Source organism: Bacteroides sp. An51A, assembly GCF_002161565.1.
Classification (GTDB): domain Bacteria; phylum Bacteroidota; class Bacteroidia; order Bacteroidales; family Bacteroidaceae; genus Phocaeicola; species Phocaeicola intestinalis.
Genome location: NZ_NFIC01000002.1, coordinates 120125 through 140707, shown reverse-complemented (window position 1 = coordinate 140707; position 20583 = coordinate 120125). Strand labels below are relative to the sequence as shown.

At 49.8% G+C, this 20583-nt stretch carries 17 protein-coding genes and 1 pseudogene; 6 read left to right on the top strand and 12 right to left on the bottom strand.

What is annotated here, in order from left to right:
• Nucleotides 1-52: 52 nt before the first annotated feature.
• Nucleotides 53-724, bottom strand: coding sequence for a succinate dehydrogenase/fumarate reductase cytochrome b subunit (locus B5G04_RS04205; RefSeq protein ID WP_087213311.1), 672 nt, complete (start codon nt 722-724; stop codon nt 53-55).
• A 624-nt stretch (nt 725-1348) separates the two neighbouring features.
• On the opposite strand from B5G04_RS04205, the gene B5G04_RS04200 reads away from it, so the two are divergent.
• Nucleotides 1349-4696, top strand: a complete 3348-nt coding sequence (locus B5G04_RS04200) for a PL29 family lyase N-terminal domain-containing protein (protein ID WP_087395933.1) — start codon at nt 1349-1351, stop codon at nt 4694-4696.
• Between the two features lie 144 nt (nt 4697-4840).
• Here the strand turns inward: B5G04_RS04200 and B5G04_RS19645 are convergent, their stop codons facing one another.
• Together B5G04_RS19645 and B5G04_RS19640 are read right to left on the bottom strand one after the other, a co-directional pair.
• Complete coding sequence (locus tag B5G04_RS19645) at nt 4841-4978, bottom strand: LuxR C-terminal-related transcriptional regulator (RefSeq protein ID WP_239414031.1); 138 nt, start codon at nt 4976-4978, stop codon at nt 4841-4843.
• 14 nt (nt 4979-4992) lie between these two features.
• Complete coding sequence (locus B5G04_RS19640; protein ID WP_158100036.1) at nt 4993-5586, bottom strand: hypothetical protein; 594 nt, start codon at nt 5584-5586, stop codon at nt 4993-4995.
• Nucleotides 5587-5680: 94 nt separating this feature from the next.
• On the opposite strand from B5G04_RS19640, the gene B5G04_RS04190 reads away from it, so the two are divergent.
• On the top strand, nt 5681-6328 hold the full coding sequence (locus B5G04_RS04190) for a DUF1349 domain-containing protein (protein ID WP_022040565.1): 648 nt from the start codon (nt 5681-5683) through the stop codon (nt 6326-6328).
• 52 nt (nt 6329-6380) lie between these two features.
• Here the strand turns inward: B5G04_RS04190 and B5G04_RS04185 are convergent, their stop codons facing one another.
• The 6 genes from B5G04_RS04185 to B5G04_RS04160 all read right to left on the bottom strand — a co-directional run bounded on the left by B5G04_RS04185 (nt 6381) and on the right by B5G04_RS04160 (nt 11555).
• On the bottom strand, nt 6381-7625 hold the full coding sequence (locus B5G04_RS04185; RefSeq protein WP_087249497.1) for an alpha/beta hydrolase: 1245 nt from the start codon (nt 7623-7625) through the stop codon (nt 6381-6383).
• A 158-nt stretch (nt 7626-7783) separates the two neighbouring features.
• A complete protein-coding gene (locus B5G04_RS04180) occupies nt 7784-8479 on the bottom strand; it encodes a response regulator transcription factor (RefSeq protein ID WP_087209103.1) in 696 nt (231 codons plus the stop codon).
• A 103-nt stretch (nt 8480-8582) separates the two neighbouring features.
• The gene (locus tag B5G04_RS04175; RefSeq protein ID WP_087249495.1) at nt 8583-9956 is read right to left on the bottom strand and encodes a HAMP domain-containing sensor histidine kinase; all 1374 of its coding nucleotides are present in this window, start codon (nt 9954-9956) and stop codon (nt 8583-8585) included.
• A gap of 25 nt (nt 9957-9981) precedes the next feature.
• Nucleotides 9982-10398, bottom strand: a complete 417-nt coding sequence (locus B5G04_RS04170; RefSeq protein WP_087395931.1) for a PIN domain-containing protein — start codon at nt 10396-10398, stop codon at nt 9982-9984.
• The gene (locus B5G04_RS04165) at nt 10395-10658 is read right to left on the bottom strand and encodes a DUF6364 family protein (protein ID WP_087395929.1); all 264 of its coding nucleotides are present in this window, start codon (nt 10656-10658) and stop codon (nt 10395-10397) included. Before B5G04_RS04165 ends, B5G04_RS04170 begins: the two co-directional genes overlap by 4 nt.
• 141 nt (nt 10659-10799) lie before the next feature.
• On the bottom strand, nt 10800-11555 hold the full coding sequence (locus B5G04_RS04160; protein WP_087395927.1) for a DUF6261 family protein: 756 nt from the start codon (nt 11553-11555) through the stop codon (nt 10800-10802).
• A 439-nt stretch (nt 11556-11994) separates the two neighbouring features.
• Here B5G04_RS04160 and B5G04_RS04150 point away from each other — a divergent pair, with 439 nt between their 5' ends.
• Nucleotides 11995-12348 carry a type II toxin-antitoxin system RelE/ParE family toxin gene (locus B5G04_RS04150; protein WP_022040559.1) on the top strand — a complete coding sequence of 118 codons (354 nt, stop codon included), beginning with the start codon at nt 11995-11997 and terminating at the stop codon, nt 12346-12348.
• Entirely contained in the window at nt 12308-12613 is a 306-nt protein-coding gene (locus B5G04_RS04145; protein WP_022040558.1) for a helix-turn-helix transcriptional regulator, read from the top strand. Before B5G04_RS04150 ends, B5G04_RS04145 begins: the two co-directional genes overlap by 41 nt.
• 92 nt (nt 12614-12705) lie before the next feature.
• On the opposite strand, the pseudogene B5G04_RS20190 reads toward B5G04_RS04145, so the two are convergent.
• Nucleotides 12706-13021 (bottom strand): annotated as a pseudogene (locus tag B5G04_RS20190) (helix-turn-helix transcriptional regulator).
• Between the two features lie 236 nt (nt 13022-13257).
• Here B5G04_RS20190 and B5G04_RS04135 point away from each other — a divergent pair.
• Nucleotides 13258-15531, top strand: coding sequence for an outer membrane beta-barrel family protein (locus B5G04_RS04135; RefSeq protein ID WP_087395923.1), 2274 nt, complete (start codon nt 13258-13260; stop codon nt 15529-15531).
• A 94-nt stretch (nt 15532-15625) separates the two neighbouring features.
• On the opposite strand, the gene B5G04_RS04130 is transcribed toward B5G04_RS04135, so the two are convergent.
• Together B5G04_RS04130 and gltX are read right to left on the bottom strand one after the other, a co-directional pair.
• Nucleotides 15626-16849 carry a glycosyltransferase N-terminal domain-containing protein gene (locus B5G04_RS04130; RefSeq protein WP_087249487.1) on the bottom strand — a complete coding sequence of 408 codons (1224 nt, stop codon included), beginning with the start codon at nt 16847-16849 and terminating at the stop codon, nt 15626-15628.
• Nucleotides 16850-16857: 8 nt separating this feature from the next.
• Complete coding sequence (gltX, locus tag B5G04_RS04125; protein WP_087209130.1) at nt 16858-18384, bottom strand: glutamate--tRNA ligase; 1527 nt, start codon at nt 18382-18384, stop codon at nt 16858-16860.
• Nucleotides 18385-18469: 85 nt separating this feature from the next.
• Here gltX and B5G04_RS04120 point away from each other — a divergent pair, with 85 nt between their 5' ends.
• On the top strand, nt 18470-20527 hold the full coding sequence (locus B5G04_RS04120) for an HDIG domain-containing metalloprotein (protein WP_022040554.1): 2058 nt from the start codon (nt 18470-18472) through the stop codon (nt 20525-20527).
• Nucleotides 20528-20583: the final 56 nt, after the last annotated feature.

The window sequence follows — 20583 nt, the reverse complement described above, 5'->3', positions numbered from 1 at the left end:
AATATAAAGTATCTGTAACCTAGTACCTAGTACCTGTAACCTAGTGCCTACATTATAAATTCTTCACAAAAAATACTACCGCAACCAGCATGAAGCCCAGCACGATAATCGTAGAATAAATGTTAGAGATGCACTTCCAACGGTTGATCCAGATGGTGTTGTTCCAGCCTAATGTCTGCATAGAGCTCCAGAAACCATGAGTCAAGTGGAACCACAAAGCGCACAACCAAACGATGTACAGAACGAAGAATACCGGATTAGAGAAAGTCTGTACAATGTAACCGTAACCGTCGGTTGCTTCCAGACCGCCCATCATCGGATTGCCTATCAATTCGGCAAACATCATGTTGTACCAGAAGTTGAACAAGTGCAACAGCAAGCCCAGGATGACAATCACACCCAAAGCCAACATGTTCTGAGAAGCCCATTCCACAGTTTTAGGCTTTGCACTCACCGCATAACGTTCGTTACCACGTGCGGCACGGTTCAACATCGTCAGCCAGAAAGCGTAAACGATGTGAATTACAAACAAGGCAGCTAACGCCAAGGTACCTATCAAAGCGTACCAGTTAGTACCCAAGAATTCACATACTGTGTTATAACCTTCCGCCGAAAACAGTGCAACAAGGTTCATCAACATGTGAAATGTAAGAAACAGGACAAGGGCGATACCTGTTACACTCATCACCACTTTCCTTCCAATAGATGAATTACTTAACCACATAAATGATTGAATTTAAATTATTTAATTGTTTGAACTAAAATATCCTCCAGTACGGTCTGTTACACGATGCAAAATTAGAAGATTTATTGAGATAACACAAGCGATTACGGAAATAATTCTTTAAATTCAATCAGATAATGTGTATTCTTTCCATAAAATAATCAGTTCATTGAACATTTCGCACTGTTTCTGTAGAGACGATGTGCACATCGTCTCTACTACATGGCATATACAAAATGCACAATTTCATACAGCGCATGGTTAAGAAGGAACCTTCTTCGGAACATTCAAAAAGGATAAGTTAAACTTTATTAATGTCCATTTTTCGTGACAAAATATAGTCCCAAACATTTCCATTAAGGCTGTTTATACATCTTTTTATGCCCGTTTTAGCGCAATTTCCTGACTACAAAACCGGCACATATCCGGCACATTTAGTTAACAAATCCTAATGCAATTCGAATACATTCCTATAAATCAACCGTTTACAAACAATCCGTCAGTAGCCGGCGCGGTTACAAGCCTGAGTTGAAACAGGCAGATACAAAAGGTAAAGCAGGACTTGCAAAGACCTGAGTTAGAACGATTTGAGTTTTTTAATTTATAAATTAAATTTGTTTTATTATGAGAAAAAAGTATTTAAGTGCACTGCTGTTCGGAGCGTTATTGTTCGCTTCGGCAAGTACTTTTACCTCTTGTAAAGACTATGATGATGACATCCAGAATTTAACTGAACGTGTAGATGCGGTAGAAACACTCGTCGACAATCTTCAGTCTCAAATTCAAAGCGGTGCAGTCATTACAGATGTTGCAAGTACAGGCAATGGAGTTGTTGTTACGTTAAGCAATGGCAACTCTTTTACACTTACCAACGGAACCAATGGAACTAATGGATCTGTTGTCGAAATTGGCGAAAACGGCAATTGGTTTATTGATGGTGAAGATACAGGCAGGCCATCACAAGGCGCTGCAGGAACAGGTTCTGATGCACCTACCATTTATTATGAGCCTGGAACTGAAGGCACAGAAGAAGGTTATTGGGTAAAAGTAACAGAAGAAAATGGTCAAACCACACGTGAAACAACTACAATAGCTTGGTTACCGGAAGGTGCAGTTACTGCCGTATGGAACACCAACACCCAAGAATTGATTATGAGCAACGTATTGGATGCAAATGGCGAATTGACTACAGTAATTATCCCACTGGCATCTGAACTGAAATCGCTTGTATTTGATGTAGACCATGAAAATGCGATCTATATGGATGGCGTTGAGTCTATGGAATACAGATGGATTCCTTATCGTGCCATCACTATTAACAATACTGCAACTACCGGAACTATCAATAATAATAGTTATACCGTCTTGGAGGACAATAATAACTATCAGAATCTGGCAACAAATGCAACTTTCATTGAACCGTGGCTGACATATGCTTATCACATGAATCCGACTTCTGCTATCATTAATGATGATGTAACTGTAAGTTTAATCAGTGAAGATAAAGACTTTGTCACTACAAGAGCATCTGAAGCCACTCCTGAAGTGAAATTCAGCACAACAAAAGTTGCTGATGGTATCATGTATGTAGATATTCGTATGGCTGGCTGTGATGTGATGAATCAGGCATGGAATTCAGAACAAAGCAATTCAATAGACGATACAGCAGAGGGCTATTTTGAAGTGACAAACAATAACGATAAAATTACTTCTTTAGCACTGCAGGCAAACTTGAACAAAGATGGTAGCGCAGATACTATTGTCACTTCTGACTATGCAGGAGTTTACTCTTCGCAAATCAAAATAAAGGCCTTGGCTTATCAAGAAAACAATAGCGACTTGAATTATACGATGGATGCCACACAACACAGTGTCCCCAATGTATCCAATGGTTCTCACTTGTATTATCAAGTAAAAGATGCTGTAGAAAATGCCCCAACAGTAAAAGTTGCTTACAATAACATACAAGGTGTCAACTTGAACAATTTGGTTGCTACACACTGGAGCAGCAATTCGGGTTCTTCTTTCGGCAAAAAAGGTGAAGAACAAATTTGGAATACCAGCGAAGAATTGAGCCAATACAATTTAGCATACAATTTTGAGCTTGTTACATTGACAATTGGAAGCAATGAGACTTCTGAAAGCAACAACTGCCAGCTAAGGACTGAAGGAGGAGCAACTTATTTACGTCCATGTGGTGTTAATGCGGACAGCGGTGAGCCGAGTGGCGTGCAAGGCATTGAAACAGTAGGACGTACTCCGTTGGTTCGTGCAGAATTGATAAACACCGAAAACAACGAAATCGTTGCCATCGGTTATATTAAGTTCTTGATTGTTGAAGATATTATGCCGAAATGGACTAGCGATTTCGATATTCAAGACTTGTACTATAGTTGTGCCGAACAAGACGATCAGCTGACATGGGCTGAAACTCAAACCGAATTACTGGGTCTCACAGCACAAACATCAAAAGAAACCTTTGACGCATTGTATCAGCTTGACGTTGATGCTTCGGGCAATGCTAAGCAGTTCGTAAGAAGCGGCGCAGCCGGTGCTTACACATTCGAAGAAGCTACATCATCAGAAATCTTAGGCACCATTGAAGAAATTGTAGATCCGGAACATCCGACAACGACTTGTCTGCAATGGACAGTTGACCAAGCTGATTTCATCCAGTTCAGACCTGCAAACGCATACGAAACTACCGTTGTAAGATGCGTAAGATATGTCGGTAAAATAGGCGGCAACACGAGTGATACAAGACAACCTATCTATGTGCCCATTTCTGTCACATTGCATTATCCGCAAGGAATCTTGAATAATAAGATTAATGAATACTGGTATGCTGAGAACTCACTCAACAACGGCACTCACGAAATCCATTTGAACGTTGAAGTCCCTGGAACTGAAAGCAATCCGGGTACGACTGCAAATGCTGATTGTGAATTCGTCAATGATTTCGACTATGTATTCCAAGTGAACGAGACACTGGGTCATGGCAATTGGAGTACTACTCCGTGGTCGGCTGGTTCAATAGTATACAATGAAAATGCTCCTACTTTCGGTGTCGCTTCAAACTTTGCTGACTTCCAAGATGACAAACTGGCATATATCTATTACTTCTCAGCTGAGAACAATGGCAAGCAAGTTACAGGCAACAGCGGTACAGAATATACTTTGGTAGTAGCCAACACAACACCTGCTGATTACGACCAAGTATACCAAGCAACCGGAGTAGAATATAATAATACCGCATTATATGCAAATACAATTGCTACCAACAACTTGATTGCTGTAATAGACCAAGAAACAGGCAAGGTTACTTATCAAGATACATATGTGGCAAAAGACATTTTGAACTACGTGAGCCATGCTGACTTGGAGAACACCTTCACTGCCAACATTGGTGTCGCAGCATTCAATGAATGTTCTAATCTGCTACCATTGGCTAATGACAAGTTCGACGCTCTCTTCTTGCGTCCGGTTGATGTAGAAGGCGGCGAACGTGACTACTTCGTTGATGGCGTAGATGCCGATGAACCTGAAGCATGGGCATACGTATTAGACTTGGTAAGACTGGAAGATTGGAGAGACCGTGCTTTTGTAAGCGATCACTTGGATTATTTCCACTATTATGAAGTAGAAAATATCAGTATCGATACAGACCAAATCAGGACAAACTTGAATAATCCGAATTTGACTGATGAAAGCCAGGCAGCAACATGGCCATTGCTGAACAGCATTTCTACAGCCGTCGGCTTTACTTATAACGGGCAAACGAGCACTCCTTCAGTTCCTGCAGCAAACGCATCATTGAGTGACTTAAGAACTCACTATGGCACTTTGCATTATTGGAATAATACAGCCAATGTTCAAGAATTCAAGGTTTATATTCCTGTAAAAGTAAGCTATAAGTGGGGTGACATTGACACTTATGTGATTTGCACAGTACAGCGCACAACTCAAAATTAAAAATTGAATTGTAACCATATCTAAAAAAACGGCTGTCTCAAAATAAGGTTTGAGACAGCTGCTTTTTTACATCCGTATCTAAAAGTAATTACACAAATAATCTTTTTCAATTCAAACCGACAAACGGAATATATCACCAAACGCTTACAACAAATGCAACTCTCTCGCCACATCCAGTGCACGGATGGAATTGCCGACATGCAACTTTTCTAAAATATTCTGCCGGTGACGGCTCACTGTATGGATGCTGATAGACAATCTGTCGGCTATCTCTTTGCTCATCTTTCCCTGAGCTATCAACAACAAAACCTCTCTCTCACGTTTCGACAACAAGTTCCCGCAAGACTGACAATCGATGCCGGTACGGCTACCGGTAAGCGAATCAACCAACACGTCAGGCAACAAAGCAGCACACAAAGTATACAGGCACAAGGCAAAAACCACATTACCCGTCTGTGGACTGATGACGTAATACATCCGGTGACAAACCGGCACATAACCTCGGACAGCCGTATGCATCCGCACATACATCTCCAGATAATACCGCCCATTCCTAGAGGCTGCTTTTTCACAAAATGAAAAAAACGGAGTTCCTGGGCATGCTTTCTCACCAGATCATCGGGCTGTATACGGTCGAATATTTCCTTTTCCCATATCGAATCGGTCTCATGACTGGTACCCGACGGTGACACACCCAGCACATCACCCACCCCACCATAATAGATATAGCTACGGTTTGCCTGCAAGTCGCTGAGCACGGCTATCGCAATCTCTATCTGGGCATACATCCGAGCAGCCTGTATGTATGCCGCCAGACTGTCGGACAGCAGTGTGTCGCGTCCGAAATCTTGCCTTTGCAGCGTGCGGTCGAGTTCTTGTTGCGCATCCATTGCAAGAAAAAAATAGTTATTAATAAGCATTGCGTCTCCCAGCCGGAAGCCTTACCTTTGCAAAGGTAAACATTATATTCATTCAAAAACCGATATGAGAACAATCTTCTGCACACTTTTCGTGCTGGCTGCATTGACCTGCCAGGCACAGACACTGGAGAAAATGCAATGGTTCAACGAACCGGAGCAATGGAAAATTGAAAACAAAGCATTGACAATGTCGGTCACTCCGCACACCGACTACTGGCGCATCTCGCACTACGGATTCACCGTCGATGATGCACCGTTTTATTATGCCACCTACGGAGGCGAGTTTGAAGTGAAAGTCAAGATTACAGGAGACTACAAGGTGCGCTTCGACCAGGCAGGGCTGATGCTCCGCATCGACAAGGAAAACTACATCAAGGCAGGAATCGAGTTCGTGGACGGGAAATTCAACCTGAGTACCGTGGTCACACACCACACGAGCGACTGGAGCGTCATCTCGCTCGACAAGCCTGTACCCTACGTATGGATTAAAGCAATACGCCGCAAAGATGCCGTCGAAGTGTTCTACTCGTTCGACGACCAGACCTACACCATGATGCGCAATGCCTGGATGGCAGACAACACCCCGATGATGGTAGGCGTAATGGGTGCCTGCCCCGATGGCGAAGGCTTCAACGTGACATTCGAGCACTTCCAGGTAAAACACCTGCCCGACATGCGGCGTATGGAGTGGCTGAAACAGAACGCCGAGTGATTCTCCGTATCATAGCCGAACGCAGAGGCACTCCTGCACCTCTGCGTTCCGTTTATCGGAGTGCATTTATCCAGTCCGCAATGTCTTTCAGCACTTCCGGAGCGCAAGTCTCTTCTATGCGGTAATAATCCAATGACGTAGCAAGCTGGCAATGCTGGAACAGATGGTTCAGTCCGGGATATTCCTTGATGAGGTTCTGCCGGTTGCCGTCCGCCAAGTATTTCCTGATTGCCCCCAAATTGCTTTCCGCCAGCACCTGCATGTCGTAGGTGCCGTTGATAGCCATTACAGGCACAGTGGTATTCATAATGTCGGATGCCGGGTCGTAATCAGCGAAATAGTCCAGCCAGGCATTCTTGGGCTGCAGCTTCATTTCTTCACGCACCTGCTTTACGGTCCGGTTTGCCGGCTTGCCGTAAAGCCGCAACTGGGCATTCTGCTGCTCTGCCAACAGGCTGTCGCCTTTGATTCCCGGTCCTGCCATGCTGACGATAAAGTCGGCAACGCTATCGGCACCCAGCATGAAAGCAATCATTCCGCCTTCGCTATGCCCCAGCACACCGACCTTGCCGAATCGGCGGCTGTCCTTCAGCCAGGCAATGCCGGCTGCCGCATCATCCGCAAAATCTCTTGAAGTGGCTCCTTTGACGTTTCCTGTAGAACGCCCTACGCCCCGGTCGTCATACCGCAGGGAAGCGATGCCGTTCTTTGCCAGATAATCGGCTATGACCAGAAAGGGCTTGTGCCCGAACACTTCTTCATCCCGGTTTTGCGCACCGCTTCCGGTCACCATCAATACCACCGGCACTTTCTTGCCTTCGGAATAACCTGCCGGACAGGTCAATGTGCCTGAAAGCGTGGCACCGGCTGCATCGTTGGAGAAGCTCACTTCTTCGGTCTTATATTCCAGACTTCCCTTAGGCTCCTGCGGACGAGCAGGAGCATCCTGTTCTCCTGTTGTCAGATTCAAAGGAAAGGACATCCCGTGCTGGACAAAAGTGCCTTCCACCGTTCCCTCCTTCCACTTTCCGGTATAAACCACATTGATTACCGGCACCTGCAGGCTTACGGAATCATCGGCAAGCCAGTCCACTTTTACAGGAATATCCTTGGCACCTTGTGCCGGTACGTCCATCTTCACCACATCTTTTCCAGCCGGGTCTTTTTCGAAATGGAAAACGATGCCGAGTTTCTGAGAACCTGCGTTCAAATCGCCATGCCACGAGCCGGTGATATGCTGGGCACGAACCATACACGTTCCTATCAGGAACATCACAATCAAAGAAATTCTTTTCATAAGATATTTAGTTTAAATTGAATATCCGTAAACATCCCATGTAGGGGCGTATTGCATACGCCCGAATGCGTCCACTTATCCACGCGGATGTCTTCAAGGCGTATGCGATACGCCCCTACAGCCAATTGGACAAATACAGAATTTAGTTTAAAACGTCATCAGTCCACCAGCTGCAGCCCCACCCCCTTCACCGTCTTCAGCTGCACGCTCTCGTCGGCAGCGAGCAGCTTGCGCAGGCGCGACACGAAGACATCGAGGCTGCGCGAGGCGAAATAGTCGTCTTCGGTATTCCACAGGCGCGAGAGGATGACTTCGCGGCGCACCACCCTACCCTTGTTCTCGCACAGCAGGCGGAGCAGGTCCGCCTCGCGCACAGTGAGGGTTTCCGCTTCCCCGTCCGCCTTTAATAAGGTAGAGCGGTCGGCGTTGAACGTGTAGAGCCTGCCTATCGGGAAGAGCGTCTCGTGGGCTTCCGCCTGCCTGCCCTGCGTCAGCCTGAGCAGGGCGGTGACGTGGGCATGCAGCTCTTCGGGCAGGAAAGGCTTCTTGATGTAGTTGTTCACGCCCAGTTCATATCCTTTCACCACGTCTTTGGGCGACACCCTGCCCGAAGTGAAGAGGATAGGCGTGCGCTCGTCCGTCTCGCGGATGCGGCGCACCATTTCGTAGCCGTCCATTACGGGCATCTCGATGTCGGACACGATGACATCGGGCTTCCACGTTTTCCATATCCGCAAGCCCTCCTCGCCGTCTGCGGCGGTCTGTATCTCGTAGCCGCCTATCATGTCTTCCAGCCCGCCGCGGATGATGTAGCACAGGTTGGCATCGTCTTCTACCAATAATAGTCTTGTCATTTGTTTAATTTTAGGAGTTAAGAAGTTAAGGAGTTAAGTAGTTAAGAAGTTAAGCCAATAGTCAATATCGGCAAGTAAATTGCAGAAGTATTGACTTAACTTCTTAACTACTTAACTCCTTAACTACTGTATTAGGAAACACCAGCGTGAACTCGCTGTACTCGCCTTCGATACTCTCCAGCTTCACCGTGCCGCCATGCGCCTCCACGATGCGGAGCACGTAGTTCAGCCCCAGCCCGAAGCCCGGTGCACCTCCGCCCCGGCTCCGGCTTGCCGCCGAGGCACGCTCGTATTTCTCGAATATCTTCGCCTGGTCCTTCAACGGAATGCCAAAGCCGTTGTCGCGCACCGAGACCGCGATGCTTCCGTCGGCACGTTTCGCCGAAGCGAAGGTTATCTCCACCTCACTGCCCGAATATTTCACGGCATTGTCTATCAGGTTGCTCAGTGCCTCGCGCAGAAACTCCTCGTCGGCATACACCGCCGGAGCGTCCAGCTTCCATACATAGCGTATCGGCTTCTCCGCCTTCGCCTGATACTTTGCGGCAAGGTCCTCCAGCATCGGGCGCAGCAGGCATTCCGTCTTGTCGAGCCTCAGCTGGCGGTGCTCCAGTTTGGCGAGCGTCAGCACCTTGTTGGTCAGGCTGATGAGGTGCTCGCCCTCCTCGCGCAGGATGCGGAAATACTGCGCCCGCTTCTCCGGCTGGCTGTCGAGCCGTCCGGTCTCGAGGATGCGCGTGCCCATCACGATGGAGCTGAGCGGCGTCTTCATGTCGTGTATCATCGCGTACGAGAAGTCCTCGCGCAGCTTCGCCACCTTGTCCTGCCGCAGGATGATGCGCACCTGCCACACCACGCACACCACCGCCACGGCGATAATCAGCACCGTGGCTATCAGCACCAGCGTCATGCGCCGCGCGATGACCCAGTAGGGGTTGGTGATGATGCCCTGCACGAAGCGTGCCTCATTGAAGTCGAGCATCAGCGAGTCGGTCTTCAGGATGCCCTCCCGATGCAGCTCTTTCCCCACGGAAGAACGGAGCACCCGCCCCGTGGAGTCGGTGATGCACGAAGCCACCTCGGCACGGATACCGGCGGAGTCGAGCATGTGGGCGTAAATCGAATCGAGCACGGGGAGCGACACGTCCTGGTGTATTTCCGTATAAATATAATCCTGCAGGCCGGTATGGATGCTCGACATCAGCCACCGGTTCGGCATGTTCCGGAAGACGGAAGTGGCGGTGTCCACCTCGAATTTCATCGACAGCGTGGTGTCTTTGCCGAATTTCCGCTCCTTGTATACCGACATCCGGTGGAACGCCTCTTCCAGCGAAGCATCGCGGAACACCTCGTCCGCCTTCATCCGCAGGCTTTCCCTCGCCAGCCGGTAGCTGTTCGCCAGCCACACGTATTGCAGCTCCGCTATCGCCAGCAGGGCGATGAGGGCTATCCAGCGTAAGTGTCTTATCTCTTTCATCGGCGTTTATGGCGGTTACCGGAATCTAAATATAATCGTTGCAATATCGGGCAGCATCCATAACCGGAATATCCGACAGCTTGAAGTGTTTGGAATTACGGGTGATGATAACATCCGCTCCTACCGCTACAGCTGCAAAATACTGAATGGCATCTTCGAAGTCCGGATTTTCGGAACGGAAAGCCTGTTCCACTTCATGCTGGGTGGCAGGAGCCACACGGACGATTTCGTTCAACTGCCTGAGGTAACGGGTAGCGTCTTCCGTCCCAAGGCTTTTCCGCAATACATAAAGAGCATTGGCAAACGTCAATGCGGTGGCATACAGTTCGGCATTACCGCTATAGGCCAAATCTAAAATATTTGCAGCCGGTACGCAAAAAGGCTGGCGGTCGCCAATGATGTCTATCACGATATTGGTATCTAAAAAAATTCTTGTTTTCATTCTCTCTCCAGATGTTCCGTTCTGCTGATTTCACCGTCCAGTCCCACTTCTTTCTCGTCCAGGCGGACAACGCCGACCAGACGCTGCACCCTCGGGTCCAATTCCGAAACGGGACGGATTTTCTCTTTCTGCTTGCTTCCCGTCACCTGCTTCAACAGATTTTCTACCAATTCCGACAAATCGGTCCCTTTCGAACGTGCATAGTCGGATGCCTGTTGCAGTACGTTGCTATTGATGCTCAATGTCACATTCTGGTTCATAGTGTTTCTCCTTTCGTTTCTTCTTTCAATGTTCAAATCGTAAATAAAAACAATCTGTGTTGATGTAGAGACGATGTGCACATCGTCTCTACTGCTGTCGCCGGAAATAACGTAAATAATCCGTGTAATCTGTGGTGCAAATCACTCTTCGGGTTCCAGCGCAGGCGTGTCGCCGCCCGATGCGGAGCCGCCTTTCGATGCGCTGCCCGCAATCGACGAATACGTGCCCACCAGCCCGTTCACGCTCGCGATGAACGTGTTTATCTCGTCCGAAGGCTGCACAATGGCGTAGGCGTTCACCGTCTGCACGATATCCTGGTAGAGAGCGTTCGCCTCGTTGACGGCATCTTCCGACTTCACGTCGCTCTTCGTCATGCGGCTGCTCATCTCTTCGGTCTTCTTCAAAAATTCAGTGTCGAAAGCGGCGTTTGCCTCACGCACCGCCTCCACTTCCTCCGTCAGCCCCAATGCGGCGACCGCCTCAGCCTCGGCATCGAGCATCGCCAGCATCCCGCGTGTCTCGGCGGTCTGCTTGGTGTACTCGTGCTTGCGGATGCCGCGGTAGGGCGACATCTTGGCGTCGAGCAACGTAGCCGCCGCCTTTTTCTCGGCGACAGGCGAGGTGAGGTAAGCGTTTACCACCTGCCCGATGACCCCCGAAGCACGGTCGCGCACGTCGTCCGCCTCGGCAAGCGTAGCGGTGGCAACGAAAGCCCGTTCGCGGTTGACTATGGATGCCAGAAGCTCGCTGGCGGCACTGTATGCCGTGGCTTTTTCAGTGATGTGCAGTGCCGCCGGAGTGGTGGCGGTGATGCAGTCGTTTACTTTCGTGTGGAAATCGCTGCACGAGCCGATAGTCATCCGGCTCATGCCGAAAGTTTTGATTTGATTTGCCATGATGTAGATACTTTAAAAGTTAAAGATACGTTTCTTCGCGGTGCCGTACCCCTCGGAAATGCCGCCGAAGCGGTTCCGCAAGTCTCCGCAGGGTTACGAAGTGCCGCCGAAGCGTTTCCGCAAGCCTCCGCAGGGCTACGAAGTGCCGCCGAAACGTTTCCGCAAGCTTCCGCAGGGCTACGAAGTGCCGCCGAAACGCATCCGCACGCAAAGTTAGCATAATCGGCGGATTGGGCAACAGTTTGGCGGGGAAAATCCGCTCTGGACTACGTTTTTTCACCGTTTCGGGACGAATGGGCGGTTCTTGCGGATTGCACGATTTGTTGGGCGAAGCGAAAAAATCCGGCGTGACGGCAGCCAAACGCAGAGACACAAAGACGCAGAGGAAAAAAATCCTGCAAAAGTTGCATTATATTGCAACTTGCGTTATCTTTGCGCTATGAGACGAAAGATAATCGCATTCGGGAAATACTATAAGGACTTCCTTTCTGCATTGGGCGAGAAGGAAGTGTTGAAAGTGAAATACGTCTTGTCGCTATTGGAAACAGAAGACAGGATGCCTGTGAAATTCATAAAAGCCATACGCGACGGCTTGTATGAGTTGCGCATATCGTATAATGGAAATATTTACCGCATCTTTTTTATCTTTGATGAAGGGCAAATCGTAGTGCTTTTCAACGGATTCCAAAAGAAGACGCAGAAGACGCCGCCCTCGGAAATAGCAAAGGCATTACAAATAAAGGAGGAATATTATGAATACAAACGAAGAAATGCTGACCGACATCAGCGCTGAACTGGATAAGGAGTTCGGTGCGCCCGGCACGCCCGAACGTGCGAAGTTCGACGAAGAAGCGTATGCGTTCTACACAAGCCAGATTCTGCTTGACGCAAGAAAGGAGGCGGGAATGACCCAGTCCGAGCTTGCCGACCGCCTCAGCGTGACAAAATCGTACATCTCACGGATTGAGAAAGGAGTGATAACCCCCAGTGTCGCCACTTTCTACCGGATAATGCACGCCCTGGGGATGAGGGTTGAGGTGGTCAAGCCGATTGTGTGACAAATTGTAGGGGCGGGGTCTGCCCGCCCGAATGCATCTACAGCGGATGTCTTCGGGCGAGCGGACCTCGCCCCTACCGTGATTTATGATTGTCAGATTGGGCGCAATTCTACCGTCATTCCCATTGCGGCAGCTATCTTGTAAAGTGTGGCAACGGTAGGAACGGTCAGTCCCCGTTCTATCCTTGAAATGTAGCTTTTGTCCGCACCGATGCGCCGTGCCAGTTCCGCCTGCGTAAGGCTGCGTAAGGTGGGCATTCTTTCGGGCGTCCATCAGAATCTGTGCGTTGTATTCCTCCCATGCTTTTTCACGGTTTCTCTCCCGTTCGGGCGTTCCCTCTTTTCCCAATTCTTCATCAAGCAATGCGCTGATGTCATAGATTTCGTTGCTTGTCTCCTTTTGTTTCATGCTGTAAAAGTAGTAAAAGTTATACGTTGATACAACTTTTATAAGGATTTTCCATTCCCCACTCTTATGCGGTATTTTTTCACCACAGATTACACGGATTAGAAAAATTAATTATCTTAATCTGTGTAATCTGTGGTGAAAAAGGTGCCCGTTAACGTTACGTTAACCTTGCGTTAACCACCGATGCGGAGGCGGCTCGTTACCTTTGCGGCATCAATCAAAAACGACAGAACGACATGAAAACATTCTTTTTATTACTGACGTGCGGGATTTGTACGGCTACACTCTCCGCCCAAAGCCTGACGGGGACGGTGACCGATGCCGACCGGCAGCCCGTGGAAGCCGCTACGGTGGTGCTGCAAACCGCCGACTCTACCTATATCGATGCGACCTTGACCGACAGCTTGGGGGCGTTCCGCTTCGGGCAGCGTCCCGAGAGGTACCGCCTCATCGTGGAACACCTTATTTATAATACCTGCATCCGCGAAGGGAGCGGGACAGACGCGGATACCCTCGTGCTGACGCCGCGCGACTATGCGCTGGACGAGGTGACGGTGCGCGGCGAGCGTCCGCTGGTGAAGGTGGAGGGCAGCCGCCTGACTTACGACGTGGCGCAAATCGCCGCCAGCCGCCTCGTGACCAATGCCTACGAAGCCTTGCTGCAGCTGCCGGGCGTGGTGGAGAAAGACGGCGTGCCTGCCCTTGCCGGAAGCGGAAGCCTGGGCATCGTGCTCAACGGCAAGCCTTCGTCGATGACCGCCGAGCAGCTCATCGCCCTGCTGAAGGCAACGCCAGCCTCGCGCGTGGAACGGGCGGAGGTGATGTATAGCGCGCCGCCCCAATACCATGTGCGCGGCGCGGCGGTCAACCTCGTGCTGAAAGGTTACAAGGCTGGCGAAGGCGGCCTGCAGGGCGAGGTGAACGGCAACTACGTGCAGAAGGACGAAGCCGGAGGCAACGGGGGCGTGACGCTGGCGTGGCTCTCGCCGCGGTGGGACGTGGACGCGATGTACCACCTGAGCGACTATTATTACCGGCAGGGAATGGACTTCCGCGCCCTGCACACCGCAGACGGAGAGACGCACGACATCCGCCTGTCTGAAGATGACAGCGGACGGAGCCTGACCCATACCTTCCGCACCGCCGCCACCTACAAGCCCACGGAGGACGACCGCCTCAGCCTCAGCTATACCGGAAGCCTCAAGCCCGACGGGAAATCGACGGCAGACGCATGGGGCAACGTGACGGACTCGCACAACGGCAAGCGGAGCGATACGCAGCTGCATAACGCCGCGCTGAACTATACCTCCGGCTTCGGGCTGAGCGCAGGCGCCGACTACACCTATTACAAAGACGAGAGCACGCAAGACTTCACCGACACCGAAGCCGAGCCGTCCGCCTTCCGAAGCGACTCGCACCAGCGCATCGACCGCTGGAAAGTATATGCCGACCAAAGCCATTCGCTCGCAAAGGGCTGGACGCTGAACTACGGCACGGCGTTCACCTACGTGAACAACCGCAACTCGCAACGCTACGACCTGCCCGAGATGAGCGGCATGAACAGCGAAAGCCGCATCGATGAATATACCTACAACGTCTATGCCGGATTCGACAAGGCGTTCAGTCCGCAATGGAACCTCAGCGCGTCGGCAGCAGTGGAATACTATAAGATGACGGACTACCGGAAGTGGGCGGTCTACCCCACCCTTTCGCTGAACTACATGCCTTCGGCGGCACACATCTTCCAGCTTTCGTTCAGCTCGGACAAGACCTATCCCGACTACTGGACGCTGAGCGGCAGCACCAGCTACCTGAACGGCTATCAGGTGATAGAAGGCAACGCCAGCCTGCACCCCTACACCGACTATACCGCCACGCTGACCTACATCTGGAAGAGCAAGTACATCGTGCAGGCGGAATACAGCTACGTGCCCGACTACTTTATGCAGATGGCATATCTGGACTCGAACGAGCTGCGTGCCATTTATAATTACCAGAACTGGGACTATCTGCAGCTGCTCACGTTCACCGCCGTCGTCCCCTTCCGCGTAGGCACGTGGTGGGACAGCCAGCTGACGCTGAACGCCCAGCTGAAGCACGACAAGGCGAGCCGCTACTACGACGCTCCCTTCGACAACAAGCGGTGGGCAGGCATCGGGCAGTGGACCAACACCTTCACCCTGAGCAGCCGCCCCAATATCCGTCTGGAAATCTCCGCCTTCGGGCAGACAGGAGCCATACAGGGCAGTTACCGCCTCGGTGCCGTGGGCTATGTGGATGCCGCCCTGCGCTACACCTTCGCCGGCGACAAAGCGATGCTCCAACTGAAAGGCACCGACCTCTTCAACGGGATGAACCACCTCGACATCGAGTCGCGCAACGGCACCCAGCACTTCGACATGCACGTGAAGAACTACGCCCGCAGCCTTACCGTCTCGTTCAGCTACCGCTTCGGCGGGTATAAGAAGAAGGAGGCGAAAGAGGTGGATACGTCGCGGTTCGGGATGTGAGGTTTCAAACAGATAAACAAAAGAGGCTGTCTCTAAATGAAAAACAACTTTCATTTAAAGACAGCCTCTTCCCGAATGATAAAAGAAAGACACGTCACAAACGGACGATATCCATTATTTTGTCCAGCGCACCGGCGTTGTCTTTTACATAATCGCCTGCCGCCTTACCCGAAGCAGAAAGAAAGGCTTCATCGGACAGGAAGCGATCCATCAGGGTTTCGAAACCGGTAGCATCGGTTATCTCAAAACCGCCACGGCAGGCTTTCAATCCCTGAGCTTCAAGGAATTTCTGATTGTTAGGTCCGAAAACAACAGGGATGCCATAAACAGCCGCTTCGAGCGTATTGTGTATGCTCACGCCGAAACCACCGCCAATGTATGCCACCTCGCCATACCGATAGATAGACGAAAGCAGTCCGAAACAGTCTATGATAAGACAGTCTGCACGGCACACGTTCTCTGGCGTCGCCTGCGTGTAACGCACCGCAGTGCGGTGCAGCTTGCTTTCGATTTCGGACAGATGGTTTTCATCAATGACGTGGGGAGCAATGATAAGCTTCATCTCCGGATGGGCATTGAAATAGGGAATGAAAATATCCTCATCGGGTGCCCACGAACTGCCAGCCACCAGCGTATAGCGATTGCTGCCCTTGAATGCTTCTACCAACGGAAGTTCTTTCGCCTGACGGCAGATGTCCAGCACGCGGTCGAATCGTGTATCACCCACAATGGTGGTAGCGGTGACACCTATCCCTGCAAGCAGGCGCACAGACTCTTCATTCTGCACAAAGAGATGGGTAAAACATTTCAGCACGTCCCGATATGCTACACCGTACCACCGAAAGAACACTTGCTGCGGACGGAAGATGGAACTGACGCTGTAGACCGGCACCCCACGGCGATGAAGCGCACCAAGATAGTTTTTCCAAAACTCATACTTGATGAAAAATGCGGCGCAAGGATGTGCTGCATCGAGAAAACGGCGCACATTGCGCGGTGTATCAAGCGGTAAGTAGCACACCACATCGGCACCCCGGTAATCCTTGCGCACCTCGTAGCCCGAAGGCGAGAAAAACGTCTGCAAGATTTTGTATTGAGGATAATTCCGGCGGATAAGCTCTATCAACGGGCGTCCTTGCTCGAATTCACCCAATGAGGCGGCATGAAACCAGATGTACTTCGCCTGCGGATCAATTTTCCGTGCCAGCACATCGAAAGCTTCACGCTCACCCTTTACCATCCGCGCCACTTTCTTATTGAACAGCGCAATCAGACGGACTGCCCCTACGAACAGGCAGATTGCAAAATTGTATATCATCACACCGGTTATTTAAGCACCTCCACCGCACGGCGCATACGCCTGATAGTCTCTTCCTTGCCCAGCAGTTCGGTAATGTCGAACATATGCGGTCCCTTGCATTCGCCTACCACGGCAAGACGGAAAGCATTCATCACATTGCCCAAGTGATATCCCTTCTCTGTAATCCAGGCTATCACAATGTCTTCCGACGGTTTCGAAGTGAAATCACCGATACCTTCCAGCACACCGGCCAGCTCGTCCATAATACGGGGCGTATCGGCATTCCAGCGTTTCTTCACATCTTTCTCGGCATAGGTTTCAGGAGCCACGAAGAAAAAGCGTGCCTGCTCCCAAAGTTCTTTCACAAAATTGACACGGCCTTTCACCAGTGAAACGACCTTTGTCAGATAACTATCGGTATAATCGTGCACTGCCACTCCATGCGCTTCCAGCACAGGTTTGAACAGGGCAGCAATCTCCTCGTCACTCTTGCGCAGAATATATTCATGATTGAACCAGATGCCTTTCTTGTAATCGAATTTAGCCCCCGCCTTGCTACAGTGATTCAAGTCGAAAAGATTCACCAGTTCGTCCATCGACATCAATTCCTGGTCATTACCCGGATTCCAACCCAACAAGGCAAGGAAGTTAATGACCGCTTCGGGCAGATATCCCGATTCACGGTATCCCGATGACACTTCACCAGTCTTGGGGTCATGCCATTCCAGTGGGAATACAGGAAAACCAAGACGGTCGCCGTCACGCTTACTCAATTTTCCATTGCCTTCGGGTTTCAGCAACAAGGGCAGATGTGCAAAACGGGGCATCGTATCTTCCCAGCCAAAAGCACGGTAAAGCAAGACGTGCAAGGGAGCGGAAGGCAGCCATTCCTCACCACGGATAACATGGGAAATTTCCATCAAATGGTCATCGACAATATTTGCCAGGTGATACGTAGGCAGTTCGTCTGCCGATTTATACAGAACCTTGTCATCCAGAATAGAAGAGTTGATTTTCACATCGCCGCGGATGAGATCGTCCACGTGCACATCTTCATCGGGTTCAATTTTGAAACGAACCACATACTGTTTTCCTTCGGCAACAAGACGGTCTACTTCCTCTTGCGGCATCGTCAGCGAATTACGCATCGACATACGTGTAGAGGCATCATACTGGAAGTTAGGTATTTCCTTTCGTTTGGCATCCAGTTCTTCGGGCGTGTCAAAAGCAATGTAGGCTTTTCCACTGTCGAGCAACACTTTCACATATTTCTTATAGATGTCGCGACGCTCCGACTGACGGTAAGGTCCATAATTTCCTCCGAAACTGACCCCTTCGTCAAACTGGATACCCAGCCATTTGAACGATTCGAGTATGTATTCTTCCGCTCCCGGAACGAAGCGGTTCGAGTCGGTATCCTCGATTCGGAAAACCAAGTCCCCCCCGTGCTGACGGGCGAACAGATAGTTGTATAAGGCAGTGCGCACACCACCGATGTGTAACGCTCCCGTAGGGCTGGGAGCGAAACGAACTCTAACTTTTCTTTCTGCCATAGTGATTTTATCTAAAAAATACAGCGCAAAATTAAGGTATTTTTCCCGTTTTTTTCTTATTTTGCAGGCAAAATATCCGAATCTTATGAAAAGTTTCCAAACCGAAAGACAGTTCTCATATAAGAAGTTCTTCTATAAATGCGGCATCTTCCTTGCTGCAGTGGCCATTATCGTATACTTCCTGCCGCGGGAAGGACAATTCAACTATCAGTTTGACATCAATAAACCGTGGAAATACGGCCTGCTCCAAGCCTCGTTCGACTTTCCCATCTACAAGGGAGAAGACGAAGTGCAACGCGAACAGGACAGCATTATGAGAAGCTACCACCCCTACTTCCAGTTATCGGAAACCATGGGTGAACGGATTATCAGCCAGTTCAAGGAAGACTACAACAGAAAACTCCGGCAAATCATCCCCGACCCCACGTATCCACATTACATCGAACAAAAACTGAAGGAAATCTATCGGAAAGGAATTATGCCTGTCGAACAACTGGCGCGTCTGCACAAAGACAGTATCCTGAGCATACAGATTGTCTACCAGAACACTTCCATCCTGCAAAGCATCAGCGAAATCTACAGTACGAAACGGGCTTATGAAGCATTGGTCAATTCGGACACCGTACACTTCAGCAAGACCCTGCTGCAACGATGCAACCTGAACAATTACCTGACCGTAAACCTTATTTACGATGCCAACAAATCGGAAACGGCAAAAAAAGACTTGCTCTCAGGAGTATCATTCGCCAAAGGCTTCGTAATGAACGGACAGAAAATCATCGACCGGGGTGAAATCATCAACCAGCAGACCTATAACATCTTGAAATCCCTGCAACGGGAATGGGACAAACGGAACGAAACCACTACCGAAAAACGCCTGACCCTATTCGGGCAAATCCTGTTTGTATCCATTCTCATCGGATGCTTTATGATATACCTCGCCCTGTTCCGCCGCGATTATTACGACAAGAAAGGAAGCCTTAGCATCCTGTTCTTCCTGATTATCTTCTTCCCTGTCATCTCATCACTGATGGTATCACATCCGTTTATGAGCGTGTACATCGTACCATTCACAATGCTGCCGATGATTGTACGCATCTTTCTCGACTCGCGCACAGCATTCATGGCACACATCCTGTCTATATTGCTTTGCTCCATCTGCCTGCGTACGCCGCATGAATTCATCTTGCTGCAGACCATCGCAGGCATGGCAAGTATTTATAGCCTGCGCGAACTGTCGCAACGCTCACAGTTATTACGCAGTGCCCTGATTGTTGTCGTTGCCTATTCAGTATTATATTTCGCGCTCGACCTGATCCATGTCAACGACGTTTCGCAACTGAACACGAATATCTACATCAATTTCATCATCAACGGCATATTGCTGCTGTTTACCTATCCGTTGCTGTTCATCCTCGAAAAGACTTTCGGGTTTACATCCAACGTCACACTAGTGGAACTCTCGAACATCAACAACAAACTGATGCGTGAAATGTCGGAAGTAGCTCCCGGTACATTCAACCACTCCTTGCAGGTGGCCAACCTCTGCGCCGCAGCTGCCAACCGTATCGAAGCCAACAGCCAACTGGTGCGTACCGGAGCAATGTACCACGATATCGGCAAAATGCTGAATCCTGCCTTCTTCACCGAGAACCAGTCGGGCGTGAATCCACACGACCAGCTAAGTTACAAACAAAGTGCCCAAATTGTAATCAGCCATGTAACCGACGGCGTGAAACTTGCAGAAAAGAACAACCTGCCCGAGGTCATCAAAGACTTCATCCGCACCCATCATGGAAAAGGATTAACCAAATATTTTTACATCTCGTACCAGAACGAACATCCCGATGAAGAAGTAGATAAGGAAGCATTCCGCTATCCGGGTCCGAACCCTTTCACCAAGGAACAGGCGATTATGATGATGGCAGACTCGGTAGAAGCTGCCTCGCGCAGCCTGCCTGAATACACCGAGGAAAGCATCTCGAACCTGGTAGACAAAATCATTGACAGCCAGGTACAGGACGGCAACTTCAAAGAATGCCCCATCACCTTCAAAGACATTGCCACGGTGAAAAGCGTATTCAAAGAAAAACTGAAAACGATGTACCACACCCGTATCAGTTACCCGGAACTGAAGAAATAAGCAAACAAATGCCAATCCATGGTGAGCATGATGTAAGACAACCCCGTTGTCACATC

Coding starts and splice junctions, on each gene's coding strand:
- B5G04_RS04205 (WP_087213311.1), bottom strand. CDS start 724: ATGTGGTTAAGTAATTCATCTATTGGAAGGAAAGTGGTGATGAGTGTA.
- B5G04_RS04130 (WP_087249487.1), bottom strand. CDS start 16,849: ATGATATACAATTTTGCAATCTGCCTGTTCGTAGGGGCAGTCCGTCTG.
- B5G04_RS04150 (WP_022040559.1), top strand. CDS start 11,995: ATGAGACGAAAGATAATCGCATTCGGGAAATACTATAAGGACTTCCTT.
- B5G04_RS04175 (WP_087249495.1), bottom strand. CDS start 9,956: ATGAAAGAGATAAGACACTTACGCTGGATAGCCCTCATCGCCCTGCTG.
- B5G04_RS04165 (WP_087395929.1), bottom strand. CDS start 10,658: ATGAACCAGAATGTGACATTGAGCATCAATAGCAACGTACTGCAACAG.
- B5G04_RS04135 (WP_087395923.1), top strand. CDS start 13,258: ATGAAAACATTCTTTTTATTACTGACGTGCGGGATTTGTACGGCTACA.
- B5G04_RS04180 (WP_087209103.1), bottom strand. CDS start 8,479: ATGACAAGACTATTATTGGTAGAAGACGATGCCAACCTGTGCTACATC.
- B5G04_RS04190 (WP_022040565.1), top strand. CDS start 5,681: ATGAGAACAATCTTCTGCACACTTTTCGTGCTGGCTGCATTGACCTGC.
- B5G04_RS04200 (WP_087395933.1), top strand. CDS start 1,349: ATGAGAAAAAAGTATTTAAGTGCACTGCTGTTCGGAGCGTTATTGTTC.
- B5G04_RS04185 (WP_087249497.1), bottom strand. CDS start 7,625: ATGAAAAGAATTTCTTTGATTGTGATGTTCCTGATAGGAACGTGTATG.
- B5G04_RS19645 (WP_239414031.1), bottom strand. CDS start 4,978: ATGAGCAAAGAGATAGCCGACAGATTGTCTATCAGCATCCATACAGTG.
- B5G04_RS04160 (WP_087395927.1), bottom strand. CDS start 11,555: ATGGCAAATCAAATCAAAACTTTCGGCATGAGCCGGATGACTATCGGC.
- B5G04_RS19640 (WP_158100036.1), bottom strand. CDS start 5,586: ATGGATGCGCAACAAGAACTCGACCGCACGCTGCAAAGGCAAGATTTC.
- gltX (WP_087209130.1), bottom strand. CDS start 18,384: ATGGCAGAAAGAAAAGTTAGAGTTCGTTTCGCTCCCAGCCCTACGGGA.
- B5G04_RS04170 (WP_087395931.1), bottom strand. CDS start 10,398: ATGAAAACAAGAATTTTTTTAGATACCAATATCGTGATAGACATCATT.
- B5G04_RS04145 (WP_022040558.1), top strand. CDS start 12,308: ATGAATACAAACGAAGAAATGCTGACCGACATCAGCGCTGAACTGGAT.
- B5G04_RS04120 (WP_022040554.1), top strand. CDS start 18,470: ATGAAAAGTTTCCAAACCGAAAGACAGTTCTCATATAAGAAGTTCTTC.